At 62.3% G+C, this 25309-nt stretch carries 25 protein-coding genes and 1 pseudogene; 17 read left to right on the plus strand and 9 right to left on the minus strand.

Features of this window, described 5'->3' with window-relative positions:
- Positions 1-81 precede the first annotated feature (81 nt).
- Positions 82-648 carry a thermonuclease family protein gene (locus ACRANW_RS01800; RefSeq protein ID WP_479432866.1) on the minus strand — a complete coding sequence of 189 codons (567 nt, stop codon included), beginning with the start codon at positions 646-648 and terminating at the stop codon, positions 82-84.
- A gap of 91 nt (positions 649-739) precedes the next feature.
- On the opposite strand from ACRANW_RS01800, the gene ACRANW_RS01805 reads away from it, so the two are divergent.
- A complete protein-coding gene (locus tag ACRANW_RS01805; protein WP_479432867.1) occupies positions 740-1033 on the plus strand; it encodes a DUF1294 domain-containing protein in 294 nt (97 codons plus the stop codon).
- Positions 1034-1310: 277 nt separating this feature from the next.
- On the opposite strand, the gene ACRANW_RS01810 is transcribed toward ACRANW_RS01805, so the two are convergent.
- Positions 1311-1493 carry a hypothetical protein gene (locus ACRANW_RS01810; RefSeq protein WP_479432868.1) on the minus strand — a complete coding sequence of 61 codons (183 nt, stop codon included), beginning with the start codon at positions 1491-1493 and terminating at the stop codon, positions 1311-1313.
- Between the two features lie 171 nt (positions 1494-1664).
- Between ACRANW_RS01810 and argB the strand changes: the two genes are divergently transcribed.
- The 6 genes from argB to ACRANW_RS01840 all read left to right on the plus strand — a co-directional run bounded on the left by argB (position 1665) and on the right by ACRANW_RS01840 (position 6600).
- Positions 1665-2567 (plus strand): acetylglutamate kinase, encoded by a 903-nt coding sequence (gene argB / locus ACRANW_RS01815; protein ID WP_479433985.1) that lies wholly within the window; start codon positions 1665-1667, stop codon positions 2565-2567.
- Between the two features lie 130 nt (positions 2568-2697).
- Complete coding sequence (locus ACRANW_RS01820) at positions 2698-2979, plus strand: YggT family protein (RefSeq protein WP_479432869.1); 282 nt, start codon at positions 2698-2700, stop codon at positions 2977-2979.
- Complete coding sequence (folD, locus tag ACRANW_RS01825) at positions 2979-3875, plus strand: bifunctional methylenetetrahydrofolate dehydrogenase/methenyltetrahydrofolate cyclohydrolase FolD (protein ID WP_479432870.1); 897 nt, start codon at positions 2979-2981, stop codon at positions 3873-3875. Before ACRANW_RS01820 ends, folD begins: the two co-directional genes overlap by 1 nt.
- 17 nt (positions 3876-3892) lie before the next feature.
- The gene (locus tag ACRANW_RS01830; protein WP_479432871.1) at positions 3893-4666 is read left to right on the plus strand and encodes a hypothetical protein; all 774 of its coding nucleotides are present in this window, start codon (positions 3893-3895) and stop codon (positions 4664-4666) included.
- 51 nt (positions 4667-4717) lie between these two features.
- Positions 4718-5344 carry a MarC family protein gene (locus ACRANW_RS01835; protein ID WP_479432872.1) on the plus strand — a complete coding sequence of 209 codons (627 nt, stop codon included), beginning with the start codon at positions 4718-4720 and terminating at the stop codon, positions 5342-5344.
- A gap of 209 nt (positions 5345-5553) precedes the next feature.
- Positions 5554-6600, plus strand: coding sequence for a DUF475 domain-containing protein (locus tag ACRANW_RS01840; protein WP_479432873.1), 1047 nt, complete (start codon positions 5554-5556; stop codon positions 6598-6600).
- Between the two features lie 10 nt (positions 6601-6610).
- Here ACRANW_RS01840 and ACRANW_RS01845 read toward each other — a convergent pair whose 3' ends face one another.
- Complete coding sequence (locus tag ACRANW_RS01845) at positions 6611-6898, minus strand: YciI family protein (protein ID WP_479432874.1); 288 nt, start codon at positions 6896-6898, stop codon at positions 6611-6613.
- A 161-nt stretch (positions 6899-7059) separates the two neighbouring features.
- Between ACRANW_RS01845 and putA the strand changes: the two genes are divergently transcribed.
- Both putA and ACRANW_RS01855 read left to right on the plus strand, forming a co-directional pair.
- The gene (gene putA / locus ACRANW_RS01850) at positions 7060-10215 is read left to right on the plus strand and encodes a bifunctional proline dehydrogenase/L-glutamate gamma-semialdehyde dehydrogenase PutA (RefSeq protein ID WP_479432875.1); all 3156 of its coding nucleotides are present in this window, start codon (positions 7060-7062) and stop codon (positions 10213-10215) included.
- Between the two features lie 7 nt (positions 10216-10222).
- Positions 10223-10927 (plus strand): endonuclease/exonuclease/phosphatase family protein, encoded by a 705-nt coding sequence (locus ACRANW_RS01855; RefSeq protein WP_479432876.1) that lies wholly within the window; start codon positions 10223-10225, stop codon positions 10925-10927.
- A gap of 13 nt (positions 10928-10940) precedes the next feature.
- Here ACRANW_RS01855 and ACRANW_RS01860 read toward each other — a convergent pair.
- Positions 10941-11764 (minus strand): annotated as a pseudogene (locus tag ACRANW_RS01860) (SDR family NAD(P)-dependent oxidoreductase).
- Between the two features lie 72 nt (positions 11765-11836).
- Entirely contained in the window at positions 11837-12796 is a 960-nt protein-coding gene (locus tag ACRANW_RS01865) for a PAS domain-containing protein (protein WP_479432877.1), read from the minus strand.
- A gap of 250 nt (positions 12797-13046) precedes the next feature.
- Here ACRANW_RS01865 and dcd point away from each other — a divergent pair, with 250 nt between their 5' ends.
- Together dcd and ACRANW_RS01875 are read left to right on the plus strand one after the other, a co-directional pair.
- Positions 13047-13601 carry a dCTP deaminase gene (gene dcd, locus ACRANW_RS01870; protein ID WP_479432878.1) on the plus strand — a complete coding sequence of 185 codons (555 nt, stop codon included), beginning with the start codon at positions 13047-13049 and terminating at the stop codon, positions 13599-13601.
- 134 nt (positions 13602-13735) lie between these two features.
- Positions 13736-14911 carry a saccharopine dehydrogenase family protein gene (locus ACRANW_RS01875; RefSeq protein WP_479432879.1) on the plus strand — a complete coding sequence of 392 codons (1176 nt, stop codon included), beginning with the start codon at positions 13736-13738 and terminating at the stop codon, positions 14909-14911.
- 84 nt (positions 14912-14995) lie between these two features.
- Here the strand turns inward: ACRANW_RS01875 and ACRANW_RS01880 are convergent, their stop codons facing one another.
- Complete coding sequence (locus ACRANW_RS01880; RefSeq protein ID WP_479432880.1) at positions 14996-17086, minus strand: TonB-dependent receptor; 2091 nt, start codon at positions 17084-17086, stop codon at positions 14996-14998.
- Positions 17087-17660: 574 nt separating this feature from the next.
- On the opposite strand from ACRANW_RS01880, the gene ACRANW_RS01885 reads away from it, so the two are divergent.
- Complete coding sequence (locus ACRANW_RS01885) at positions 17661-18941, plus strand: tyrosine-type recombinase/integrase (protein WP_479432881.1); 1281 nt, start codon at positions 17661-17663, stop codon at positions 18939-18941.
- Between the two features lie 104 nt (positions 18942-19045).
- Positions 19046-19441 carry a type II TA system antitoxin MqsA family protein gene (locus ACRANW_RS01890; RefSeq protein WP_479432882.1) on the plus strand — a complete coding sequence of 132 codons (396 nt, stop codon included), beginning with the start codon at positions 19046-19048 and terminating at the stop codon, positions 19439-19441.
- Positions 19442-19734: 293 nt separating this feature from the next.
- On the opposite strand, the gene ACRANW_RS01895 is transcribed toward ACRANW_RS01890, so the two are convergent.
- Positions 19735-20055: a DUF736 domain-containing protein gene (locus ACRANW_RS01895; protein ID WP_006966713.1), complete on the minus strand. Its 321-nt coding sequence runs from the start codon at positions 20053-20055 to the stop codon at positions 19735-19737.
- A 437-nt stretch (positions 20056-20492) separates the two neighbouring features.
- Here ACRANW_RS01895 and ACRANW_RS01900 point away from each other — a divergent pair, with 437 nt between their 5' ends.
- The 4 genes from ACRANW_RS01900 to ACRANW_RS01915 all read left to right on the plus strand — a co-directional run bounded on the left by ACRANW_RS01900 (position 20493) and on the right by ACRANW_RS01915 (position 22884).
- Entirely contained in the window at positions 20493-20891 is a 399-nt protein-coding gene (locus ACRANW_RS01900; RefSeq protein ID WP_479433986.1) for an antitoxin Xre-like helix-turn-helix domain-containing protein, read from the plus strand.
- A 3-nt stretch (positions 20892-20894) separates the two neighbouring features.
- Entirely contained in the window at positions 20895-21578 is a 684-nt protein-coding gene (locus tag ACRANW_RS01905; RefSeq protein ID WP_479432883.1) for an RES family NAD+ phosphorylase, read from the plus strand.
- 83 nt (positions 21579-21661) lie between these two features.
- Positions 21662-22093 carry a hypothetical protein gene (locus tag ACRANW_RS01910; protein ID WP_479432884.1) on the plus strand — a complete coding sequence of 144 codons (432 nt, stop codon included), beginning with the start codon at positions 21662-21664 and terminating at the stop codon, positions 22091-22093.
- Positions 22093-22884: a hypothetical protein gene (locus tag ACRANW_RS01915; RefSeq protein WP_479432885.1), complete on the plus strand. Its 792-nt coding sequence runs from the start codon at positions 22093-22095 to the stop codon at positions 22882-22884. The genes ACRANW_RS01910 and ACRANW_RS01915 overlap by 1 nt, the downstream gene beginning before the upstream one ends.
- Positions 22885-22978: 94 nt before the next feature.
- On the opposite strand, the gene ACRANW_RS01920 is transcribed toward ACRANW_RS01915, so the two are convergent.
- Together ACRANW_RS01920 and ACRANW_RS01925 are read right to left on the minus strand one after the other, a co-directional pair.
- Positions 22979-23914 (minus strand): DUF2493 domain-containing protein, encoded by a 936-nt coding sequence (locus ACRANW_RS01920; RefSeq protein WP_479432886.1) that lies wholly within the window; start codon positions 23912-23914, stop codon positions 22979-22981.
- A 342-nt stretch (positions 23915-24256) separates the two neighbouring features.
- Positions 24257-25300, minus strand: a complete 1044-nt coding sequence (locus ACRANW_RS01925) for a DUF7146 domain-containing protein (protein ID WP_479432887.1) — start codon at positions 25298-25300, stop codon at positions 24257-24259.
- Positions 25301-25309: the final 9 nt, after the last annotated feature.

A 25309-nucleotide genomic window follows, 5' to 3' on the forward strand; every position in this document is an offset into this window, starting at 1 on the left:
GCGCGGGACCCTGGTTCCCCGGCCTGCGCCGGGGCAGGCAGGCCCGGGGCGGCGGAGGGGGTAGAAAATGGCGCTAGTCGCCTAACACCACGCCCGCCGCGGCCCGCCCCATTGCTCGGCCAGCCCTTCGCGCACCAGCACCGCGCCAAGGCTCTCGCCCCCGCGTGTCACCACCAGCAACTGGCGGCCGTAGCGGTCGGCGCTGCGGCCTTCGGGGTTTGCTTCCAGCGTGAACGGCCCCGCATTCAGCAGCGCTTGCAGCCGTGCGGTCGCCTTGCGGCCCATCGCGGCTTCGTTCGCGCACGCCGGGCTGAACACTTCGGGCGTGTCGAGATCGGCAAGGCGGATCTTGGTGCCTTGATACCAGATCGTGTCCCCATCCACGACGCAGGTGGTCCGCACCGCGCCCGAACACAGGCCGAACCGCGCCTGCTCGCGGTCGCCGGCGCCCGCAAAGCCCACGGCGCCTTTGGCGGGACGCACCCCGCCTTCCATCGGCATCAGGAACACCGCGGTAAAGGCGGCCAGCGGCAGCGCCACCAGCGCGATCGGGAACCAGCGCACCGGTCTACCGGACATGCGGGTGCTGGCCCGGCGCTTCCAGTGGGCGGCACGGGGCGGTTTCCGAAACGGTACGATCTTGCGCATGGCAGCACCTCTATCGCGCCAGATCTCAAAATCGTTTTAACGCCGCCCCCGGCAAGCCTTCCGCAACCATCCCCGCGCTACAGCGCAGGCCATGGACCTGCGCGACCTCCTTACCCCCGCCAACATCGCGACCGCGTTGATCGCGCTGAATTTCGTCGCCTTTGCCGCCTTCGGTGTCGACAAGGCGCGGGCCGAGCGCGGCGCCTGGCGGGTGTCGGAGGGGACGTTGTTGCAACTGGCGTTGTTCGGCGGGACACTGGGCGCCTATGCGGGTCGGGCGGCGTTTCGGCACAAGACGCGCAAGCAACCGTTCAGCAGCACCCTGCACATGATCGCCGCGCTCCAGATCATCGCTACGGCCGCGCTGGCGGTGTTCTTCTGGTAGCGGTGTTGGGGTAGCGTCGCGCAAGGCCGCAGGCGCTTTCCTACGCGGCGGCGCTGGCGCACAACGCCAAGCGAAATATGGGCGGAAGGGCTCTGATTTTGTGCCTCAAACCGTCGTTGCAGAATATTCTTGCATAATTTCAGGATATTGGCGTTTTTTCCACGCAATCTAGGCTGCGCCAGACCCCCTCCAGCCGCGTCTTGACCTGCCCCAGACCCCGGCTTGCCCGCGCTTGACCCCTCCTAGACGCCGCCAGAGGCCGGCTTGCATGGGCCGGTCAATCGTTCTGCGGTTCGCCGCCATCATCGCGCGGTGTGGTCCGGCGGTCCGTGCCGGCGCGCCGGTCTCCCTTGCGGCGGTCGGGTCCGGCCAGCGGCACGTGCCCCTTGCGCCGATCCTCCTGCCGCCGCCCCCCGCCCGAAGGATCAGCGGCTGGCGTGTCGTTTTCAGTGTTGCTCATCATTTCCCCCTTTTACGCGCCTGATCAATAGCATCAGGGTAAACAAACCCCTAATCTGCGCACCCTGCGCGCACCAATCGGCTTGGCCCGGCGCGTGCAAGTCGCTAGGGCGCGGAGCCAAGAGCGCGGCCTGCGCGCGCGCAAAGGGTTAGACCACCGGTGACCGACAAGCTGAACCACCCCCCCAGAGCGGATACGCCCGATCTGTCAAAGGCCGAGGTGCTGATCGAAGCGCTGCCCTATTTCCAGCGCTATGCGGGCCGGACCTTCGTGGTGAAATATGGCGGCCACGCGATGGGCGATCCCGAGGCGGCGCGCGATTTTGCCGAGGATATCGTGCTGCTGCGCGCGGTCGGCATCAATCCGGTGGTGGTGCATGGCGGCGGCCCGCAGATCGGCGAGATGCTGGGGCGGCTGGGGGTGGAGAGCACCTTTGTCGACGGGCTTCGCGTCACCGATGAAGCCACCGCCAAGATCGCTGAAATGGTGCTGTCGGGCGCGATCAACAAGGAGCTGGTCGGCTGGATCGCGGCCGCTGGCGGCAAGGCGATCGGCATTTCGGGCAAGGACGGCGGGTTGGTGACAGCGCGCAAGGTCACCCGCACCACCCGCGATCCCGACAGCAATATCGAACAGGTGGTCGATCTGGGCTTCGTGGGGGAACCGGCCATGGTCGATACCACGGTGATCGACACGATCGTGGCCGCCGGGATGATCCCGGTAATCGCACCAATTGCGCCGGGCGCAGACGGCGCGACTTACAACATCAATGCCGATACGATGGCCGGAGCGATAGCGGCAGCGCTGGGCGCAGCGCGGCTGTTCCTGCTGACCGATGTTGCCGGCGTGCTCAACGCGGACGGCGAACTGCTGTCCGATCTCACCCCGCGCGACATCGCGAAACTGCGCGAAGACGGCGTAGTCCGCGGCGGCATGGTGCCCAAGCTCGAAACCTGCGTAACCGCAGTGCAATCGGGCTGCGAGGCGGCGGTGGTCCTCGATGGGCGGGTGGGTCATGCGATGCTGCTCGAATTCTTCACCGCGCGCGGCGCCGGCACGCTGGTGCGCGTCTGACGCCGCAAGCGGGAACTGAGATGTGGCGCAGGGCGTATTAACCAGCTAATACGCCTACCAAGGGACAACCCCGGGCGCGAGCGGCACACAGGTTGGGCAGGCCGCGCCCCTGCAACGGAAATAAATGGCAATGACTGACGCACTTATCCAGATTCTCGCCATGGTGATCAGCACCGCCAACATGCTGCTGATCGTGTGGTTCATCATCGGACTGCTGTTCGCCTTCAACGTGGTGAGCCCCAGCAACCAGTTCGCCTTTGCGGTGCATGACGCGCTGAGCCGCCTGTTCGAACCGGTTCTGCGCCCCATCCGGCGGGTGATGCCGGATACCGGTACGATCGACTTTTCGCCGATGGTGTTCCTGCTGATCCTCAACGCCATCGGTTACATCCTGCAAGGTGCTGCGAACTGATGGGGGAAGCGGCACGGATCGACGGCAAGGCCTTTGCTGCAAATCTGCGCAGGCGGATCGGCGGGCTGGCAGCGGAATTTGCCCAGGTCACAGGGCGGCGTCCTGGGCTAGCGGTGGTGCTGGTGGGTGAGGATCCGGCCAGCCAGGTCTATGTCGGGGCGAAGGCCCGTGCTTGCGAGGAAGCAGGCATCGCCAGCTTTGAACATCGTCTGGTGGCGGAAACCAGCGAGGCAGAACTGCTGACCCTGGTTGAACGACTCAACCGGGACGATGCAGTCGACGGGATTCTGGTGCAGATGCCGCTGCCCGGCGGGCTGGACGAACAGGCGGTGATCGCCGCGATCAATCCGGACAAGGACGTGGACGGGTTCCATGTGATCAATGCTGGACGGCTGAGTGTCGGCCAGCCGGGCTTTGTCCCCTGCACGCCGCTGGGCTGTATCATGCTGCTGAAGGACCAGCTGGGCGATCTGTCCGGGCTGGAGGCGGTGGTGATCGGGCGTTCCAATATCGTCGGAAAGCCGATGGCGCAGCTGCTAGTGGACGCCAATGCCACTGTGACCGTGGCGCACAGCCGGACCAAGAACTTGGCCGATGTCGTGCGCCGCGCCGATATCGTGATCGCTGCTGCGGGCCGGGCGGAAATGGTGCGGGCCGACTGGATCAAGCCCGGCGCTTGTGTGATCGATGTCGGCATCAACCGTCTGCCGCCCGAAGAGGGCCAGGACAGGGGCCGGTTGGTGGGCGATGTCGCCTTTGCCGAGGTCAGCGCGGTCGCAGGCGCCATCACGCCGGTGCCCGGCGGAGTCGGGCCGATGACGATTGCGGTGCTCCTGCGCAACACGCTTGTTGCAGCCCATGCCCATGCCGGGCTTGCGGCGCCTGAAGGCCTATAGGCCGAACGGAGATTGAAATGCGGGTTCTTGCCGGTGCTGCCATCCTTGCGCTTACCCTTCCTCTGGCTGCCTGCGCTGGCGGCGGCGGACCGCCCAAGCCTAACAAGCGTATGATGGCGGTGATCGACCGCTCGCTCGCCACCGCGCAGGGTGCTGCGCAGCCGAGCACAATCGTCGCCACCGAACTCGCTTTTTCGCGCGCGGCGCGTGAACGCGGGCAATGGACCGCCTTTCGCCAATTCGCCGCGCCTGGCGCTTTGCTCCATGGCGCGAACGGCGCCTTTGCGAGCGAGCCCTGGCTCGCCACGCAGACCGACCCGGCCGAGGCGAGGCAGTGGCAACCGCGGGTCGTTGCGATGAGCTGCGATGGCGCGCTGGCCGTCAGCAAGGGGCGTTACCGTGATCCGGATGGCACCGTCGGCGGGCTTGTCACGGTGTGGGAGCGCCAATCCAATGGCGACTATCGTTATGCCTTCGGTGTCGGCGGTGATGACGTTCCGCAGCCGCCGCCCCGGCCACCGGTCGAAGAAGGCGACATCGTTGTCACCGATATCAATGCTGTGACAGGCCTTGTCGCCACCTGCCCGCGCGCCGGCGCCGCGATCCCGCCACCGCCCGCACTTCCCATCGGTGAGGACGGCAAGGCGGATGCCAAGCTGTCACGCGATGGCACGCTGCGCTGGCACTGGGAACACCGTGCCGATGGCACCCGCTATGTTGCGGCAGACTATTTCTACCAAGGCCGCTGGGTCACCGCGATTGAACAAAACCTTGTGCCGATCAGCGATTGATGTGAGGGGCGCGGCGACGTACCCGAAGCGACCTTAGAAAAGCCTGCCATAGTGCTCACCGAACTCTTCATCTCCGCCTTTATAACATTGTTCGTGGTGATCGACCCGCCCGGCTGCGCGCCGATCTATGCAGGCCTGACCAAGGGCGCCACGCGCGAACAGGCGCGCAGCATGGCGCTGCGGGCGACCTTCATCGCGACGGTTATTCTGCTGATCTTCGCCCTGTTTGGGCAGGAACTGCTCGGCGCGCTGCATATCCAGCTGGATTCCTTCCGCATCGCAGGCGGGCTGATGCTGTTCTTCATTGCCTTCGATATGGTGTTCGAAAAGCGCACCCAGCGCCGTGAGGAGCGCGCCGAAAAAATCGCCGCCACGCCAGAAGTCGAAGACGTGTCGGTGTTCCCGATGGCCATGCCAATGCTGGCCGGCCCCGGCGCGATTGCGGCAGTCATGCTGCTGATGAACGAAGCCGATGGCTGGCCTGAGATGTTCGAGGTGCTGGCGGCCCTGGGATTGGTGCTGGCCATTACGGCCGCCGCGCTGGTGGCTGCGGGGCCGCTGATCCGCTTGCTGGGCGACAAGGTGGAAGCGGTCATCACCCGTCTGCTGGGCGTGCTGCTGGCGGCGCTGGCCGCGCAATACGTGATTGACGGGCTGAAGGGCAGCTTCGGGATCTAGGCTGATGGCCAATCGTTCGTAAGCGAGGTCGGCAAGCGCGGACGGAGCGTGCAGGATTGCCGCAGACCGAAGTTCAGCCGGGTGATGCGTTCCTGCCAAAACCGAAAAGCGTTTGCCGCGCATATCGGTGTCTATCTTCAACCTACCCGTAGCAGTAAGGGCTAGGCCGTAAAGGCACCGCATCGCGCGGCCAGAAGGAACGATGTTCGATGTTCAAACATTTCGGTGGCTCGCTGCTGTTCACCCTGGCGGGCCTGCTCGTGGGGGCGTGGTATGGCTGGGAGCTTACCGGCACGCTGGATGGCATGCTGGGGATCGTGTGGATCTGCGCCGTGCTGGCGGTGCTGGAAGTGTCGCTGTCCTTCGATAATGCCGCGGTCAACGCTTCGGTCCTGAAAGACATGGACCCCGTCTGGCAGCAACGCTTCCTGACCTGGGGGATCGCGATTGCGGTGTTCGGGATGCGGATCGTGTTCCCGCTGGTGATCGTGATGGTGGCCGCTTCGCTCGGCCCCATCGAAGCGATCAACCTCGCGCTCAATTCCCCGGCTGAATACCAACGCATCGTCAGCGACGCGCATATCGGGCTGATGGGCTTTGGCGGCGCCTTTCTGGGGATGGTGGGCCTCAAATACTTCTTCGATTCCGAAAAGGAGGTTGATTGGATCGCCGCGATCGAACGACCGCTCTCCAAGGTTGCCGAGATCGAGGCGATTGCGATCGGCCTGGTTCTGGCCGCGATCTGGGGCACGTCGACCATGCTGAGCGATGCCGACGCGCTGACCTTCATCATCGCCGCCATCGCCGGCCTGCTGGTCTATCTCGCCGTTGAGATCGTGAACCACCTGCTTGAACCGCCCACGCCTTCCACCGGCGATGTCGCCAAGGCGGGCTTCGGCGCGTTCCTGTATCTCGAAGTGCTCGACGCGAGCTTCAGCTTCGACGGGGTGATTGGGGCCTTCGCGCTGACCAACAACCTGATCATCATCGCCATTGGCCTTGGCATCGGGGCAATGTTCGTGCGGTCGATGACGATCTTTCTCGTGCGCAAGGGTACGATGTCGGAATATCGCTATCTGGAACACGGCGCCTTCTATGCCATCATGGCGCTGGCGATCATCATGTTCATCAACACCTTCGCCCACATCCCCGAAGTCATCACCGGTCTGATCGGGGCGGTGCTGATCGGGCTGGCGTTCTGGTCCTCGGTCCGCTGGAACACGGCCAATCCGCAGCCCGAAGACTCTCTGGCCTGAACGCTGGGGCTTAAGCCCAGTCGCCCAGCAGCGGGGTGAATTCATCCACCCGGATCAATTGCCACACCCCGCCGGTAAGGTAGGGATCATCTGCCAGCAGTGCGCGGGCGGCAGCTTCATCTTGGGCCTTCACGATCAGCAAGGATCCGATGATCAGCCCGTCGCTGCGCTTCAATGGCCCCACGATCACGAAATGCTCGGCATTGGCGTGGACGAATTCGAGGTGCGCGGGCCGATGGATCGCGCGCAGGCGTCCGCCGTCTTCGCCGTCGCGGCAATGGAAGCAGAACATGCGCATGATCGAAAAGCCCCTGTTGCGTAGCCGGCAGGCTAACGCCGCACGGCTGAGCGATCAAGGCGCACAGCTTGGAGCCTGTTGCAAAGACTGAACTTGAAGCGCAGCCTCATGGCGTTCAGAGCGCCGGGAATTGCCCCCCGAATCGTTTCAGGTGTAACCAGATGGCCGACTACTCCGCCCCCACCCCCGTTGACCGCGCTGACCTGCGCCGTGCCTATCGGCAGGAGGAGGAAGCCTGCATTGCCGAGCGGCTTGAACAGGCCGCTCCTGCCGCGCAGGGTCATGCCGCCGCCGCCCGCCTTGCGATCGATCTGATCGAAGGCGCCCGCGGCAAAAAGGCAAGCGGGATTGACGCCTTCCTCCAGCAATACGGGCTGGATACCGAAGAAGGCATTGCGCTGATGTGCCTGGCCGAAGCGCTGCTTCGCGTGCCCGACGCCGCCACGGCAGATGCGCTGATCCGCGACAAGATCGGACAGGTCGAATGGGGCGAGCATCTGGGCGAAAGCTCTTCCACCTTCGTCAACGCGGCGACGTTTTCGCTGATGCTGACCGGCGAAGTGCTCGATCCGCCCGATGCCCGCCAGCGCGGGATGGGCTCTGTGCTGAAGCGCGCGATGAACCGGCTGGGCGAGCCGGTGATCCGCACCGCAACCGGCCAAGCGATGAAAATCCTGGGCGGGCAGTTCGTGTTCGGCCGCACCATCGACGAGGCGCTGAAGCGCGCTGCACCCGAACGCGCGCGCGGGATTACCCACAGCTTCGACATGCTGGGCGAGGCAGCGATGACCTTTGCCGATGCCGAGAAATACCGGCAGGCCTATGAAGCCGCGCTGACCCGCCTGGCCCGCGAATCGGGCGCGGGCGTTGGCGGATCGCCGGGAATCTCGGTCAAGCTGTCGGCGCTGCATCCGCAATACACCTTCTTCCACGCCGATGAGGCGCGCACTACGATGGTGCCGGTGATCAAGGCGCTCGCGATCCGTGCGCGCGATGCCGATATTCACTTCACCATCGATGCCGAAGAGGCCGAGCGGCTGGAACTCAGCCTCGACATCATCGAGGAACTGGTCGCGGACGATGATCTGTTCCGCCGCCCTGATGGCAGCCGCTGGGAAGGCTTCGGCCTTGCCATTCAGGCCTATCAGAAGCGCGGGGTCGCGGTGTGCGACTGGGCAGGCAATCTGGCGCGGCGGCACGGGCGCAAACTGTTCGTGCGGCTGGTCAAGGGCGCCTATTGGGACAGCGAAGTGAAGCTGGCGCAGGTCGGCGGATACAGCGATTATCCGGTCTTCACCCGCAAGGTCGCCACCGATGTCAGCTACCTCGCCTGCGCGGCGCGCCTGTTTGCACACGCAGACGTGCTGCATTCGGCCTTCGCCACCCACAACGCCTACACCATTGCCGCGGTCAAGCAGCTGGCCTCAAGTAGTGAAGCGTTAGGCCAACAAAAAGCCTTTGAATTTCAGCGCCTGCACGGCATGGGCGAGGAAGTCTATGACGCGCTCCATGCGCTTGAAGGCAACCAGCGCACACCGGTGCGCATTTATGCACCGGTGGGCGGACACAAGGAACTGCTCGCCTATCTGGTGCGGCGCCTGCTGGAAAACGGCGCCAACACCAGCTTCGTCAACCGCATGGGCGACGCTGACACGCCGGCTGAGGCCTTGGTGGGCGATCCGGTGGCCGAACTCGCCAGTCTAAACCCGCGCCGCAATCCGGCGATCCCGCTGCCCACCGACATCTTTGGCAACCGCCAGAACAGCGCGGGGATCGATCTGAGCGATCCGCTTGTGCGCGAACCACTGATTGCCCGGCTGAAAGCGCTTGAAACCGCGCACTGGCACGCCGCTCCGACCTTCCCGGCCGCAACCGCGGGCGAAATTGCGCCGATCACCATGCCGCACAGCCTGTCGGACGTGGTCGGCACGCGCCGCGATGCGACCGCCGAAGAAGTTGAAGCCGCCTTCACCCGCGCTGCAAAAATCCAGCCGGGATGGGACGCGCTGGGCGGCGAAGCGCGCGCGCTTCTGCTTGAAGAGGCCGCCGATCTGTTTGAACGCCACACCGACGAGTTCATCAGTCTATGCCAACGCGAAGCGGGCAAGACGCTGCTCGATGCCGTGCTCGAACTGCGCGAAGCGGTCGATTTCCTGCGGTATTACGCGCAAGGCGCGCGTCAGCAATTCGGCGCCCCGACGATCCTGCCGGGTCCAACCGGCGAAGAAAACACGCTTTCCCTGCACGGACGCGGGGTTTTCGCCACGATCAGCCCGTGGAACTTCCCTCTGGCCATCTTCATCGGCATGGCGTCAGCTGCGTTGGCTGCAGGCAATGCCGTGATTGCCAAACCCGCCGAACAGACCCCCCTGATCGCCGCGCTCGCCGTCAGGCTGTGCCATCAGGCCGGCATTCCGCCCGAGGCGCTGCAATTGCTCCCGGGTGCGGGCACGGTCGGGCAGTTGATCACCGCCGATCCGCGATTGGCGGGCGTCGCCTTCACCGGATCGACCGACACCGCGCGCGCCATCAATCGTACGCTCGCCAACCGCGACGGGCCGATTGCCACGCTGATTGCCGAGACGGGCGGGCAGAACGCGATGATCGTCGACAGCTCGGCGCTGCCCGAACAGGTGGTGCGCGATGTGCTCGCCAGCAGTTTCCAGAGCGCGGGCCAGCGCTGTTCGGCGCTGCGGGTGCTGTATCTGCAGGACGACATTGCCGACAAAATGCTCGAAATGATCCGCGGCGGATTTGAAGCGCTGCACGTTGGCGATCCGGCGGACCTCGCCACCGATGTCGGCCCGGTGATTGACGAGGACGCCAAGGCTGCGCTGGAACGCCATATCCGGCGTTGCGAAGCCAGCGGGCGTTCCGTTACACGTCTTCCGCTGCCTCCGGAAACGGCCAAGGGCTGTTTCGTCGCCCCTACCATCGTCGAACTCGGCTCGATCCGCGATCTGGCGCGTGAACATTTCGGCCCGGTGCTGCATGTCGTGCGCTTCGCCGCCGGCGATCTGGCCAAGGTGGTCGATGACATCAACGCTGTCGGCTATGGCCTGACGCTTGGCCTCCACAGCCGTATCGCCGAAACACGGCGGCTGGTGCGGGCACGGGCGCGGGTGGGCAATTTCTACGTCAATCGCAACCAGATCGGCGCGGTGGTGGAAAGCCAGCCGTTCGGTGGCGAAGGTCTGTCAGGCACGGGACCAAAAGCCGGCGGGCCGCACTATCTGTCGCGCTTTGCGACCGAACGGGTGATGACGCTCGACACCACGGCAGCGGGCGGCAACGCCACCCTGCTCGCCGCAGGATAGGCAGCGGATGGCGCAGCGCATCAAGGTCGCCAGTTACAACATCCACAAGGGGATCGGCACAGACCGGCAGCGTGATCCGGCGCGGATCCTCAAGGTGTTGCAGGAGGTGGACGCCGATGTCGTGTGCCTGCAGGAGGCAGACCTGCGTTTTGGCAAGCGCACCAGTGTTCTGCCGCCGTTCCTGATCGCCAGCCACACCGACTACGTCCCCGTGCCGCTTGACGTGCAGCACGATTCGATGGGCTGGCACGGCAATGCGATCTTGGTGAAAGCCGGGATCACGGTCGAAAGCCATGACATCGTTCACATTCCCTGTCTGGAACCGCGCGGGGTGGTGACGGCGACGCTGGGGATCGGCGGGGCCGAGATCGCCGTGTTCGGGATGCACCTCGATCTGTCAGGCCTGTGGCGAGTGCGCCAAGCCCGCGCCATCGCCGCCTTGGCCGATACAGCACGGGCCGAGCGGCCGACCGTACTGATGGGCGATATCAACGAATGGCGTCAGAACGCCGGGTGTTTCCGTGAATTTGGCAAGCATTTCACCGTGCTCAATCCCGGTCCCAGCTTCCACGCCGCGCGTCCCATCGGGCGGCTTGACCGGATCATGCATTGCGAACGGCTGGAGGCGAAAGACTGCGGTGTCCATCGCAGTGCGCTGGCCACCACCGCCTCGGATCACTTACCTGTGTGGGCAGAGTTTGCGCTCGTCTAGCGCTGGCGAGGCCTCACAAGGTTTGCCCGTCGTCGAGCACGAAATTGGTGCCGGTCACGAATTCCGATGCGTCCGAGCACAAGAACAGCACCATTGCATCAAGACCGTCCTCGCGCATCAACCGGCGCTTGGGAAACTTCGCGATCTGCTTCTGGCCCGCTTCGGTATCGAACCACGCGTCGTTGATGGCGGTCCGGATATAGCCGGGCGAGACGGTATTGAGTTTATCCCCGCCCGCGCCCATTCCCGCCCCAATGTGCGCCCTGCCTGTACCACGCCTGCCTTGCTGGCGGCATAGGCGACGAGGCCGGGAGACGGCTCAAACGCGGTGATCGAAGCGATCATCACGATCCGGCCCCCGGTGACGTCGTGCGCCATCATCCGCTTGGCGCCTTCACGCGCAGTGAGGATCGCGCCCTTCAGGTTGATCGCAAGCGTGGCTTCGATCTCCGCTTCGCTGATGGTGGTGGCCATGCCTGCGCCATCGATCCCGGCATTGGCGATCACGGTATCAACCGGGCCAAACGCCGCCTCGGCTGCGTCGAACCCCGCGATAATATCGGCCTCGCGTGCGACGTCCATCTGCACCGCTACAGCGTTGGGACCAATGGCGTTCGCCAGCGCTGCCAAGCGGTCCGCCCGCCGCGCCCCCAGCGCGACCTTCGCGCCGCTCGCTGCCAATATCTGCCCAAAGCGGCTGCCAAGGCCCGAAGACGCGCCGGTGATGAGCGCGGTGCGCCCGGTGAGATCGAAGGAAAAGCTCATGCGGGGCATCATAGCCGCAGGCAGCGCGCGGTTCGACACCCTTTGTCGGCTTAATCGGTGTTGTTGAACCATCCCGCTGGAAAAGACGTACGCATCGTCAGCCTGCCCGATCGGCGGGTCGGGCAAATGCCGCTGGAGAACCGGTCAACCGCTGATCGGCAAGCTCACTCGGACTTCGGGACCGTGAGTGTGCCATTGCGTGACGATCGCGCCGCGATGCGCCTCGACCATCATCTCGATAAGATTGAGACCCTGCCCGCCTTCACGCGAATGGCCGGCGACCGGTTGCACGCTGGCTTCGGTCCAGACGAGGGCGAGCATCCCGTCGTTTTCCTTTGCCGCGATCGCAATCGTCCCGCCATGCGCCAACGCGCCGTGTTTCGAGGAATTCATCGCCAGTTCGCCCACAATGAGGGCAATCGCATCTGCTTCCCCGCGCGATACCATCACCTGGCCGATCGCGTCGATGGCGACATCGCAGGCCGGGGTGACGAAGGGATTGACCAGCGCCGGCACCAGATCGGTCAGATCGCGCGGCACATCAGGCGCCATGAAAAAAGATTGCGCGGTGCTGAGCGCCATCAGGCGGGCGTTCATCTGACGGGCGAAGAGTTCGTTTTCGTGATTGCCCATCGCAAGGCTGCTCAACAGTCCGCACACCATCGCATAAGTGTTCTTCAAGCGATGCCGCAATTCATCCGCCGCAATGGAAAGAGCACGGCGTTGCGTTTCCGCTTCGGTCACATCGCGCGAGATCGAAAGGTAGCCAATATCCGCGCCATCGGGTGCGTTAACGCAGGAAACGGTGACGTTCCACCAGCGCGGTGTTCCCTTTGCCGTCGGGCAAAAAGCCTCGAAGCGGATGGTTTCACCATTTTTGGCAGCAGCGAGTGCATCGGCAACCGTGGCCCGGTTTTTCTCGGGCCAAAGATTGGCCCATTGCCTTCCATATACGTCCGTTACGTCCTCAATTTCCATGGCGCACAGACCATTGGAGTTCATCCACAAGACATCGCCCTGCGTGTTGAGCAGCTTTACGCAGTCGACACTCTGGTCGATTACATTCGCAAGCGCTTCTGAGGAAATATTGGCGGTGTTCAGCACGTCATGGAGGTTCCGGCGCCGCGACGGCGAATATTTCGCGCATTAGGACACGGTTAAAATCTTGGCAAGAACACAACGCACTGCTTCTTTTATACAAATGATATACGTCTTGTCAGATTTCGTAAAATCCATCGGTCCGCACGCCGAGCAGGCGCGTTTTTTTCCGGACTTGACTCAAACGACCCACAACTCTCCGGATAATTCGGCCTGGCCTCTTGCTGGCAATGCTTGCGTCGGGAATCACAGGTGCATGGCGATTCTCTCAGACAAATGGATCAGGACCCAGGCGCGCGAACACGGCATGATCGAGCCTTTCGTCGAAGCGCAGCGGCGCGACGGGGTGATCTCCTATGGCCTGTCGTCCTACGGCTATGACGCGCGGGTTGCGCCTGAATTCAAGATCTTCACCAATGTCGATAGCTCGGTGGTCGATCCCAAGCAGTTCGACCCGAAAAGCTTCGTCGACCGCGAAACCGATTGCTGCATCATCCCGCCCAACAGCTTTGCGCTGGCCCGCACGGTTGAATATTTCCGTGTGCCTGAAGACGTGCTGGTGATCTGTCTCGGCAAGAGCACCTATGCGCGCTGCGGCATCATCGTGAACGTCACTCCGCTAGAGCCAGGCTGGGAAGGACACGTCACGCTGGAATTCAGCAACACCACCCCGCTGCCGGCGAAAATCTACGCCAATGAAGGCGCGTGCCAGTTCCTGTTCCTGCAAGGCAACGAACGCTGCGAGACCAGCTACAAGGACCGCGCCGGCAAATATATGGGCCAGCGCGGGGTGACACTGCCCAGGCTCTAAGGTTTTTCCATGTTCCGTTCGGGCTGAGCTTGTCGGAAGCGAAGCTGGGCATTGCCCTACCACTGCTTTTCCTCTTGAACGTCGAGGGAGAAAAGCAGCCCTTCGACAAGCTCAGGGCGAACGGAGGAATGAACATGGCCACCCACGAATTCGACATCATCATCTTTGGCGCCACGGGCTACACCGGGCGGCTGGTCGCGGAATATCTGGCGAACCATTACGGCAGCCGCGATGATGGTCCGAAGTGGGCCATGGCCGGCCGCAGCCTCGCGAAGCTGGAAGAGGTCCGTGATCTGATCGCCGCCCCTGCCAGCACGCCGTTGGTGGTCGCTGACGCCGACAACAGCACCGATCTGGAAGCCATGTGCCAGCGCACCAGGGTGGTTCTGACGACCGTTGGCCCGTACCAGCTTTATGGTGACAAGCTGCTTGCCGCCTGCGTTGCAACCGGCACCGATTACGCCGACTTATGCGGCGAACCTGCGTGGATGGCCGAGAAGATTGCCGAGCATCAGGCCGCTGCCGAAGCGAGCGGTGCGCGCATCTGTTTCTCCTCCGGGTTCGATTCGATCCCCTTCGATTTGGGCGTGATGATGACGCAAAAGGCGTGTCTGGAGCGTTTTGGCAGGCCAGCCCCGCGCGTCCGGGGCCGGGTGCGGACAATGCAGGGGACATTCTCGGGCGGGACCGCAGCGAGCCTTGGCGCGACAATGAAGGCCGCAGCGCGCAGCCCCTCGCTCATCAACGTGCTGCGCAACCCGTTTGCGCTGACGCCAGGCTTTGAAGGGCCTGACCAGCCTTCGGGCATGATTCCGTCGCACGAAGAGGATCTGGGCAAGTGGTCCGCCCCCTTCGTGATGGCGCCGATCAACACCAAGAACGTCCACCGCACCAACTTCCTGCTTGGCCATCCCTACGGCACCGATTTCAAGTATGACGAGATGGTGCTGACCAGCCCTGGCGACGCGGGCCGGGCGGCCGCCAATGCGGCGCTTGAATTCATGAAGAACCCGTTTGGTTCAAAGCCGCCCAAGCCCGGCGAAGGCCCCACCCCCGAAGAGCGCGAGAACGGCTTTTACGATGTCGTGTTCGTCGCCGAGATGGCGGACGGGGGACGGCTGCAATACGGCGTGAAAGGCCGTTATGATCCGGGTTACGGCTCAACCTGCCGGATGTTGTCGGAAACTGGCATCGGACTGCTGGCTTGCGACAGGCCGGGCGGGATCGGGACACCGGGCAGCTTTCTCGGCGAAGATCTGGTCAAGCGGCTGGAAGAACACGCCGAACTCACCTTCACGCTCGAAGCGTAAGGGAACAGACTAAAAGGGGCAGCCGGTGTGCGCCGACTGCCCCTGATTGCGACCCTCTGTTGCAGGCCCGGTAAAAGTTACGGGTCAAAAGCTCATACGGACGCTTGCGCGGAAATTGCGGCCCACCAGCGGCACGAAATCCTTGGTGAAGCTGGCATGGCGGCGGCCGTTGACATCAAAAATGTTGTCGGCTGCAACTTGCAGCGTGACGTTCCGGTTGTCCGCCAGCGGACGCCAGGCGATGAGCGCATTGACCAGCGTGAAGCTGTCGGTCGGTGTTTCGAAGGTGGTGATCCGATCCTGACCGTCAAACCACTGCACTTCCCCGCGAACGTCGAAGGCGTCCGTTTGCGCTTCGAGCGCGCCGAGCAGGCTCAGCGGCGGAATGCGCGGCACGGCGGTGCCATCAGCGAGCTCAGCCTCGACATAGGATGCGCGCAGATCGGTCAGCAAACGCAGGCCACCGGTGTCGATGATCGGGTAGCGGATGTCCGCTTCAACACCGAAGAAATCGGCATCCTGCTGGAGATACTGGAACACCGGCAGATCGTCCTCTTCCTCTCCGGTTTCCTCCAAGAAAATGTAATTGCCGAACCACTGCTTGAAGACTGCGAAATTGAAGGTGCCCGCCCCGATGCTGCCTCGCGCAAAGGCTTCCAGACCCCACGCATTTTCGGTGCGAAGGTTGATATCGCCGATCTCGAAAGCCTGCGTGGCGATGTGCGGGCCGTTGGAGAACAGTTCCTCAGCGCTCGGTGCACGCTCGGCGCGTGAGCCGTTGATGCCTATGCGCACCCCTTCGACGCCTTCATAGACGAGGCCAAGCGCGCCTGAAAACGTGTCGAAATCGCGCGCAATTCCCAGCGTCTGGGCTTCGACATTGGTGAATTCTGCGCGGGCGGCCGCTTCGATCTGGAACGGGCCGGTACCGAATTCCTGAAGCGTGAAAACCGCAAGCTGATCGGTGAGGTTGGGCGGCACATAGGCTTCGGCGCCTTCGGCAAAGAAATCGCGGTGAAGGAACTGAACCCCGCTCGATCCGCGCAAGGCACCGCCGGTGTTCTGCACCAGCTCGGCGCGGGCTTCGATGCTGGTCGAATCGAACACCGTGCCGATTTCTGCACCTTCGAATTCAGTGTGGGTGTAATCGGAATAGCCGACCCGCAGCTTCAGCCGCTCGAACGCGCCTTCGCCCAGATAGATATCACCCTTGAAGTCGGCGCGGAACTGCTGGAGGCCGATGGTGACGAGTTCTTCACCCTCTTCCTCTCCGCCTTCTTCCCCTTCCTCGCCGTGGTGGTGGCCTGAACCGGGACGCGTGGGGACGCCGTAATTGGTATCGTAGTAGCCCAGCGAGGCGCCAAAGGTGCTTTCGCCGAGGATCAGGCCGAAGCCGGCATTGACCGTCCAGCTTTCCATCGCCGAATTGGGTACAGTGCCGCGCTGGTTCGCCGCTTCGCGCAGTTCCGCCGCTTCTCCGAGCTCGCCTTCCGCCGCTTCTTCGTCCGCATCGGCCAATAAGTCGGCGCGCAGGGCGTTGGAGACCTGGAAGCCGCCGATGTCGAAATCATCGGTCTGCCGGTACGATCCGTCAACGTGGAACACGAGGCTTGAGCCGATACCGACATCGAGGCTGGCGGCGCCGGTGCGCAGGTTGGTGGCGCTGTCGACCCCGGCAAAGGCATCAAGGTGGAAGTCTTCGTCCGGCATCCGGGTCGGGATGCGCTTGTCGATCACATTGACCGCGCCGCCGATCGCCTGACTGCCGTAAAGCAGCACGGCAGGGCCGCGCAGCACTTCGATCCGCTCGACCGTGATCGGATCGATGGTCGTGGCGTGATCGACCGAGGTATTCGAGACATCCGCCGTACCCACGCCATCGATCAGCACGCGCACGCGCTCACCTTGCTGGCCACGCAGCACCGGGCGCGAAGAACCAGGCGCAAAGCTGGTGGCCGAAACGCCGGGGATCTTGGTCAGCAGATCGCCAAGCTGGCCGGTCACCATGTCGCGCTGAATATCGCCGATTTCGAGCACGTTGGTTCCCGCCAGAACGTCAAGCTGCTGAAGACCGGCCGCGCTGACGATGATGGTGCCAGTGCCGTCGCTCTGGCGATTGTGAACGTCGTCCTCCATCTGCGTCGCGGGCTGAGCCGCTGCCTCGGAGTCGTTCATTCCAGCAGTTTGCGCCAATGCGGGGTTGCTGGCAAAAGCCAGCCCCAGAACAGCGGAAAGCGCAAGGTGAGAAGACGCGCAACGCGTCATTTTGATGGTCATGGGGTGTCCCGTTTCATTTATGAGATAACGTAACACGCCCCTATCGCCGTTGCGGGCGATTGCAAGCAGAAACCGGACGGCCCGCGGTCCGCTCCCATCGCGTGCAACCTATCTGCAACAGCGGCCACGGCCATCAGTGACGAAGGCATGGTGCGCCACTGACCGTGGCGAAGTCGATCCCCACGCGCATCATCCAGCCTTTTCGCCTAAGCGACAGGCCGGAGGAATGCAGGTTATTCGAGTAAATGGAGCGGGCGAAGGGATTCGAACCCTCGACCCCAACCTTGGCAAAATATTTCAGCCGCTTTTCCCAAAACCTCCTGAGTACGATTATCTACTCTAAATCAGTAGGTTGGTATGTTACTCTTTACGATTGTCTCCGCCCGATATACCCTCGAAACGCTCAAATTTGGAGACAAAATGGAGACAAAGCACCCCCTCAAAATCTTTGTCTCCAAATGGAGGGTCAAATATGCCGACAGCGAAGTTAAACAAGCGCAACGTTGACGCTTTCGCGCCGCCTAAAGATAAGCAGGCCGTCCTGTGGGACAGCGAGATCCGGGGCTTCGGCTTGCGTGCACTGCCATCGGGGCTCAAGACCTTCATCGTGCAGTACCGCAACATCGAAGGGATCAAGCGGCGCATCAATCTTGGCCGCTATGGTATCATAACGACGGAGCAGGCTCGGGATCTGGCGAAGATAAAGCTTGGCGAAGTTGCCGGTGGTCAGGATCCAGCAGAGGCAATGCATCAGGCTCGCAGTGGCATGACCGTCGCCGAGATCTGCGACTGGTATCTGGTGGAAGCCCGTGCGGGTAACATTCTTGGCCGCAAGAACCGTCCAATCAAGGCCTCCTCGCTCGCGATGGACGAGAGCAGGATCAACACTCACATCAAACCGATCCTCGGCCATCGCATGGCGAAAAGGCTGACAATCGCAGACGTCGAGCAGATGCAGGCTGATGTCCGAGACGGCAAAACTGCCAAGGCTAGAGGCAAAGGCCGTGGTGGGCGGCCCGCTGGCGGACCTGGCGTGGCCTCGCGATGCCTCGGCTCGCTGCAAGCCATTTTGGGCCATGCGAAGCACAAGGGGCTCATTGCGGAGCACCCAACCAGAGGAGCCAAGAAGCTTGCAATCAACAAGAAGACGAGGCGGCTCAGCATCGCTGAACTCGTCGCGTTCGGTAAAGCCATCGCCTATGCTGAACGGAACGGCGAAAATCCGACCGCAATTGCAGTGGTCCGGACACTTGCGCTGACAGGATACAGACGCGAAGAGGCGCAGTCGATGAAGCGCGCCTGGGTGCATGCGGAGGGCGGGTTTGTATCCTTCCCGGATACCAAAACCGATGCTCAGGTCCGCTCGATCGGACCAGAAGCCCTGAAGGTCGTGCTCGCTCAACCAGAGATCGTTGGAAACCCTTACGTGTTCCCGTCAATGACGGGCGCAGGCGCATATCAGGCTGCACCAGCCTGTTTCCGGCGAGTTTGCCAGTGGGCGGGAATTGAGGGCGCAACACTTCATACCCTTCGCCACACTTTCGGCAGCATCGCGGGCGAACTCGGGTTCACGGAACTGACAATTCGGGCCATGCTTGGGCATGCTTCGCAGAACGTGACGCAGGACTACATCCATATCGACGAGGCGCTGAAGTTGGCTGTGCGCAAGACGTCAGACGAGATCGCCCGCTTGCTTGCCGACGGTGCTGCATCGTTGCGCCCGATCAGACAAACGGCAGCGGTTGAAATTTAACCTTGAAGGTGTATTGGTATTAGCGAGAGTGAGCATCTCGCGCTGGGGTTTACGGGTGAGATGTTGACCGGTGTTTGACCGACATCGTCCAAGGAGGTTTGAAGATGGACCAGACTCGGATTCATCCCAAGACCGGTGAGGTGCTTCGCCGTGACGCTCGGACGCAAACGCTGAGCGTTGGCTCGTTGTCACGCGAAGTGGAAGTGCCGGGCTGGTATCCTGAATACAATGGCGATTCCATCCATTCGGGCGCTGAACTTCAAGCACTGGATCAAGCCTATCTCGAATTGCGAGCGGCCTATGCCGCACGGGTCAAAGCCGTGCGCAAGAAGCTTGGCCTCACGCAAGAAGAGGCTGGCCGGATCATTGGCGGTGGGCGTCGAGCGTTCCAAAAGTATGAACGTGGTACAATGCAGCCCAGCGAAGCTGCCGTCGGCCTGATCGAGATTCTTGATCGCCATCCGGAAGAGGTAACAACTCTCCGCTACATCCGGCGGTAGGCCGACAAAAGGCGCTTCCAAGGCGCTGTCCGAAAAAGGTATACGCATTTCGGACATGATGCTGGACCAAGCCAAAATGATCTCGCCCAGAGGCGGGGCTGATGCCTCAGCTAGGCTCGCTTCTGATTACGGAATTATCGGGCATGTGAGATGCGAGATAATTCCGCGCCGATCCATCTGGTTGGGGAAGATGATCAGCGCTTAACGCGCGCACGCTGGCAGCGTCGAACGTGCTACTTTCATGCACTGGCGTTAGTTCGGCCCCGCCCGAAGGCGGGGCCGATGCTAGCCCCTTAGCTCGGCGGGTTCCAGATGATGACCTTCTTCGAAGGGTCATCGCCCGGCGCGTTGGCAATGTTGCCATAGATGGTGCCGAATTCGGGAGCAGAGAGCGAGACCGAGACATATTCGGCGCCGGTGTTCTGCGAGAAGCGCTTCCAGCCTGCGCCCAGTTCGAAGCCGTTCTTGCGGCTGACGATGCGGTAGTCGGGTTCGCTGTCCTTGGTCTTGCGGTTGTTGGGGATGATCGCGATCGGCGCGGACACGGTCAGCGTTGCGAGGTTGCCTTCGAAGCTGTCGTCGGACTTCACGGTGAGGTTTGCGATGGTAGCCATGTCGGTTCTCCTTAAAGGTCGGGGACCATCCCCGATGGCGCCAAAAGGAGGGGCCGGGAGCCGCCGTCACCGCAGCGCAAGCGAAGGGCGAACCCCGCACGGGGTTGACGGCATTAGGCGTGACGAGACCCGCAGGCAGGCGACAATGAGGGGTGGTGTTCGCTCCGCCCGAGAACGAATGTCAGTCGGCAATCACCGTTTTCATCGTCCAAAAGTCGGAGGCTTCCTCTCCGCCGGATCATTGCATGGAGCGCAGTAGCAATCATCCCTCACACGCAGCCAACGGCTGAGCGAGAAGCGCCGTCTCCTTGAATAGCGGACGGGCAACAGCGGAAAGTCCTCGCTGCCTTACACAGAATGCAATGTACAATATCAGCTCTCATATTGACTTTTTGTACAGAATATGAGCATCTGAGGCCATGAAAGGGCGTGCCGACATGGGTATCCAAGCTGCAGCCAACGCGCCTGCAAAGGGACTTGATCGCAAGGATTTAACGGGGCCAGCCCTGCGGACGTTCTTCCGCATCGCCGATGCCTGGGGCCTGAAAGAGCAAGAGCAGATGCGTTTGCTCGGTTTGGAGAGCCGCTCGACCTTCCAGTCATGGAAACGCGGTGTGGTCGCTGCGTTGCCCAAGGATGCGCTGGAGCGGATTTCCTATGTCATAGGTATCTACAAGGGGCTGCACATCCTGCTGCCCAGGACGGCCGATGAGTGGGTGCGCAAACCCAACAAGGCGCAAGTCTTCGGCGGCACCTCGGCGCTCGAACGGATGATGTCGGGCAATGTCTCCGACCTCTATGTCGTGCGTCAGTATGTTGACGGGCAGCGCGGCTGACCCGTGGATATTCCTACGTCTGAAGTCCGCTGGACGCCTTGCTACCGCGTCATCCCGAGCCGATTTCCGCCGATCTTGCTGTTCGAGGCGGTAGCCGATCCTGCCGATCTCGAAGCGGTTTATGCCATAGAGGCGATGACCAATGACCGCCTGCGCGATGAGGCAGGCGAGCTGTCGCTCGTGCCGCCTGAGGACCGCGTCTCAGGCCCCGGGTCCTCGCCGATCATGGCGGCGTTCACCCACCTCAATCCGGTCGGCGACCGGTTCACCGACGGCAGCTACGGCGTTTTCTATGCCGGACTGACACTGGCAACCGCAATCGCTGAGACCCGCTATCACCGCACGCACTTCCTTGAGGCTACGGATGAGCCGGCGCAGGAACTCGACATGCGGATCTATGCCGTCGATCTCGACGCGAGCCTTCACGACATCCGGGGGGAGCGGGAAGCGTTGCCCGCGCTATACCATCCGAGCAGCTATGCCGTGTCACAGGAAACCGCGCGGACCTTGCGCGATGCAGGGTCGGACGGGATTGTCTATGAAAGCGTCCGCGATCCTGGCGGCGAATGCGCCGCTGTTTTCCGGCCCCGGATGTTGTCGAACTGCCGGCAGGAGCGACACCTTTGCTATGTCTGGGATGGGTGCGCAATCAGTACCATCTATGAAAAGCGCATGCTCGAAAGTTGACGGCCGACTTCAAGGTTAGCGAGCAGTTCCACCCAAACGATTCAATTTGACACGCAACGTGCATAAATGCACATAATGTTCTTATGAGCACAAACTCCCGCCCCGATTCGATTCCTGCGATACGCCGTTACGGCCCGGGTGACCGCCTGCCCGTTCAGGCGCAGCGAATCTGGCTGATCCTTACCGGTTGGGTCTGTGGCCGAGACGATCCCATTCCCGCATCAAAGCGCACCATGACCTACGGAGAGCTAGCGTTGCGCATGGGCTATGCGGACACGCGGGCCGGCCACATGCTGGGACGTCAACTTGGAATTGTTGGCCATTATTGCTTAATGAATGATCTGCCGGCGCTTAATGCGCTCGTCGTCAATAAGGATACTGGTGAACCGGGTGGCGATGTCGTGCTAACACCTAAACGTGACTTCCGAGCGGAGCTCAAGGCGATCTATAAGACTGATTGGTATACGGTGGGCGTGCCATCAACAGGAACCTTACGAAAGGTTTGGGAAGCCTGATGATCCAACCCGCGAATCGCAAGTCGCGCGGCAAACTGTTGCGCGTCGCGCTAAGTTTCGCGGTGATCTTTGGTGTCGCCGCGATCATGATGTTTGTTGGATACTTGCTTGGGGCCGGAGCTGGCACCCGGGAGGAGGCAGGCAAAGTTGCAGCCACGTTCTTTGACACCGCATCTCCGCCGATCTGGATTATATTGTTTCTCAACGTGGCAAGTTTCCTGAGTGCAATCGTCGCAGCCTACGCAGCAATTAGAGTCACTCCGCAAACATCGCTCGCTGTCGCTGACATCCAAGCCGAGGTTGCACGTGAATCGATCAGTGTTGCGGCGGCCAGCGCCGACGCAGCGTCGCAATCCGCGCGGGCAGCTAACCGCAGTTCAGACAATCAAGGCGTGCATGCCGTTGCCCGTTTACGCCAAGAATGGATCAATGAACTGCGTAGTCGAATTGCCGAAGCCCATGCCTTGCTGTCCAATTGGCGTAGGGCTGGAGACGGCACCACGGAGGAGCAGAAGCGGATCCTCGATGAGCGCGTAGTTAAAGCAAACGAAGCGATGGCGAGGATCGAATTGCTACTCAATCCAAAAGAAAATCCCTCAAAAGCACTATTGGCTGCCCTTCGCTCGTTGGAGGAAGCTGCAGGCGATTTTGGAAAACGGCGCGCTCTCGGCCCGCCGGTAATTGCTGCAGCTCAAAAAGTACTGAAAAAGGAATGGGACCGGCTTCGCGATGAGTTGCGGGGTGAAGTGATTACCAAGTCCAAAGGCAAACCAACAGATCTAGTGGCGTAGCAGCGGAAATCTGAACCTTGCCAATCGTTAGCAGCCAATGTCTGTCTAATTTTTCTCACAGTAGCAGGCAGTGGACTGGACAAAGCTAACGGTCTCACCGCTTCTCGCGGAAGTCCCAGAGCGGAATGCCCATTTTGCGCGCTTTGTCGGCAAGGTTGTCCTGGATGCCGGTTCCGGGAAATACGACCAGGCCTTTTGGCAGAGCTTCGAGCATTCGATCGTTACGCTTGAACGGTGCCGCCTTCTTGTGGCGATTCCAGTCGGGACGGAAGGCGACTTGCGGCACGCGGCGTGTATCGGCCCAGCATGCGGCGGCGCGTTCGGCACCGGTTGGTGTGGCGCCGTGGAGCAAGACCATGTCGGCATGACGCGCATGAACCCGGTCGAGGACATCCCAGATCGCCGAGTGATCGTTGCAGTCGGGGCCACCGGTGAAGGCGATACGGGTGCCTTCGGGCAGCAGCACGCGGGCATTTTCTCTGGCGCGTTTGTCGAGAAAGTCGCGGCTGTCGATGATGGCCGAGGTCATAGCCTTGCGATTGACGCGTGATCCGGATCGCGGCGTCCAGGCCTTGCGGGCGTAGATGCGGAACTGGTCGGCGGCGGTTTCGCGGAAGAATTCCATCGTGTCGCGGCGTTCGATGAGCGAGATGCCTTCGGCGATCCGGAGCTCAAGTTCGACCGAGCGCACTTCGCTGCCATCCTGTTCGCGCTGAAGGCGTTTTTGCGCCTGTTCATTGTCGTCAAGATCGCGTTCGACCCGTTCGCCGGCGCGGTGGAAGATGTTGACGACATTCCAGAGCAGGTCTTCGAGATCCGGCTCAATGCGGGTGTCGATCAAGGCAGAGACGAGGCCGTCAAACATGTCTGCGACTGCGCCGCCTGCAAGCCGGGCGTCGGGAAGCGGCCTAGGATCGGGTTCATCCTCGAAGGGCCGGTGGCCGTAGAGCTGCATTTCCTGGAGAAGATAGGCGGTTGAGCCGAGTTCGGGGGTGTTGTCTTCAAAGGGAAGATCGTAGGCGCTTGCCATGTTGGTCTCCGTGTCCTGAGCCGCGCCTCTCGCGGCCTTCGTGGCGACGACCGGCGACAGCGGGCTCGGGCCTGCACCGCGCGGGAACGCGCGGCCGAAGCGCCAGCGGAGGATGGCGAAGTCAGGCTATTTTGTTTCGCGATGCAAAGGGGCATTTGGAGCAATGCGACCAAGGATATGCCCCGGCGGAAAATAGTCGCAGCGCAGCCATTGCGGTGCCCGTGCCCGCTGCCGCAGTCGCCCCCTCCCGAAGGCCGAGGGCGTGGCGACCTTCAAGGACCGGGAGAGGTGGCCATGCGCCCCACTTCCCCGGACAATCCCCCGCTTACCGGCCAGCTTCGCTCATCGCATAAGAAACTGCACGGCATCCGCGCCACTAAGCTGCACCCGAATGGCCGCTGCCAACCGCTCCGAGCCGTAGGCGGTAAGGTCGCTGTTGAAATCGTCGAGTCGGGGTTCAAGCGGCATGACGGCAATGCCCGACAGCTCACAGCGCGCGGCCAAGGTCGACAATGCCGACGTCCCAGCGGGGTCGTCATCGCGCGCGACATAAAGGCAGCGCAGGTGAGCGGGAAAATGGATGGCAGCGAGATGGGCTGCTGACAGCCCAGCAATCATGGGCATGGATGGCATCACCTGTCGCAACGACAGAATGGTTTCGATGCCTTCACCAGCCACCATGACACGGCCTGCTTGGCCAAACCGAACGCCAGAGCCAAGCAGATGCCCCATGGCGCGCCGTGGACAAACGATCGCGGCTTTGGCGCATGACTGAGGATCGAGCCAAGTGCGGTGGACGCCTGTGATCACACCTTCATTATCGGTGACCGCAGCGATCATGGCGGGCCATGCCTCCCGCACACCGGGGGCATCATCTTCGGCGGCGCGATAGTAGCAGCGCGGATGGAAGCGCAACTGATCAATGCCGGACATATCGGTGATCGACCGCCGACTAAGATAACGCGCGGCAATGCTGTTCGTGAACGGCTTTGACGCGGCCCATAGGCGCCGTGCCGCTTCCGGCGTGCCGCTCGGTGCTTTGCGAATGGGCGGGTTGCGTGGCGTAATCTCCGTTGTTGGTGGCAGGCTCAGGAACATGCGGGCTTCGTCGAGCGTCTCGCGCATGGTCCGGTGGGCGCAGCTCGCGGCGATGATGTCGAGGAGATCGCCATGGTCGCCGCTTTGCGCGTCGGTCCACTTGCCTGCGCTTCCACGGCTCTCCGCCGTTGCCGACAACCGGACGTAGAGGCTGCGGCCCGGCGAATTATGGACATCGCCGACCAGCCAGTAGCGGCCTTCGCGGCGGCCATTGGACAGGTAACGGCGGCAGACGGCTTCGGCTGAAGCGGCAAGACGGCGGGCGATATCGGTGGCGGGACTGTCCATTCGGGGCTC

The sequence above is a fragment of the Erythrobacter sp. 'gip.4 top 5' genome, from assembly GCF_056495765.1.

Bases quoted from the DNA above. Each gene is read 5' to 3' on its own strand.
- ACRANW_RS01900 (WP_479433986.1), top strand. From the start codon at position 20,493: ATGGGTATCCAAGCTGCAGCCAACGCGCCTGCAAAGGGACTTGATCGC.
- ACRANW_RS01910 (WP_479432884.1), top strand. From the start codon at position 21,662: ATGAGCACAAACTCCCGCCCCGATTCGATTCCTGCGATACGCCGTTAC.
- ACRANW_RS01925 (WP_479432887.1), bottom strand. From the start codon at position 25,300: ATGGACAGTCCCGCCACCGATATCGCCCGCCGTCTTGCCGCTTCAGCC.
- ACRANW_RS01920 (WP_479432886.1), bottom strand. From the start codon at position 23,914: ATGGCAAGCGCCTACGATCTTCCCTTTGAAGACAACACCCCCGAACTC.
- ACRANW_RS01800 (WP_479432866.1), bottom strand. From the start codon at position 648: ATGCGCAAGATCGTACCGTTTCGGAAACCGCCCCGTGCCGCCCACTGG.
- ACRANW_RS01885 (WP_479432881.1), top strand. From the start codon at position 17,661: ATGCCGACAGCGAAGTTAAACAAGCGCAACGTTGACGCTTTCGCGCCG.
- putA (WP_479432875.1), top strand. From the start codon at position 7,060: ATGGCCGACTACTCCGCCCCCACCCCCGTTGACCGCGCTGACCTGCGC.
- dcd (WP_479432878.1), top strand. From the start codon at position 13,047: ATGGCGATTCTCTCAGACAAATGGATCAGGACCCAGGCGCGCGAACAC.
- ACRANW_RS01880 (WP_479432880.1), bottom strand. From the start codon at position 17,086: ATGAACGACTCCGAGGCAGCGGCTCAGCCCGCGACGCAGATGGAGGAC.
- ACRANW_RS01915 (WP_479432885.1), top strand. From the start codon at position 22,093: ATGATCCAACCCGCGAATCGCAAGTCGCGCGGCAAACTGTTGCGCGTC.
- ACRANW_RS01890 (WP_479432882.1), top strand. From the start codon at position 19,046: ATGGACCAGACTCGGATTCATCCCAAGACCGGTGAGGTGCTTCGCCGT.
- ACRANW_RS01840 (WP_479432873.1), top strand. From the start codon at position 5,554: ATGTTCAAACATTTCGGTGGCTCGCTGCTGTTCACCCTGGCGGGCCTG.
- folD (WP_479432870.1), top strand. From the start codon at position 2,979: ATGGGGGAAGCGGCACGGATCGACGGCAAGGCCTTTGCTGCAAATCTG.
- ACRANW_RS01855 (WP_479432876.1), top strand. From the start codon at position 10,223: ATGGCGCAGCGCATCAAGGTCGCCAGTTACAACATCCACAAGGGGATC.
- ACRANW_RS01895 (WP_006966713.1), bottom strand. From the start codon at position 20,055: ATGGCTACCATCGCAAACCTCACCGTGAAGTCCGACGACAGCTTCGAA.
- ACRANW_RS01830 (WP_479432871.1), top strand. From the start codon at position 3,893: ATGCGGGTTCTTGCCGGTGCTGCCATCCTTGCGCTTACCCTTCCTCTG.
- ACRANW_RS01820 (WP_479432869.1), top strand. From the start codon at position 2,698: ATGACTGACGCACTTATCCAGATTCTCGCCATGGTGATCAGCACCGCC.
- ACRANW_RS01845 (WP_479432874.1), bottom strand. From the start codon at position 6,898: ATGCGCATGTTCTGCTTCCATTGCCGCGACGGCGAAGACGGCGGACGC.
- ACRANW_RS01810 (WP_479432868.1), bottom strand. From the start codon at position 1,493: ATGAGCAACACTGAAAACGACACGCCAGCCGCTGATCCTTCGGGCGGG.
- ACRANW_RS01875 (WP_479432879.1), top strand. From the start codon at position 13,736: ATGGCCACCCACGAATTCGACATCATCATCTTTGGCGCCACGGGCTAC.
- ACRANW_RS01805 (WP_479432867.1), top strand. From the start codon at position 740: ATGGACCTGCGCGACCTCCTTACCCCCGCCAACATCGCGACCGCGTTG.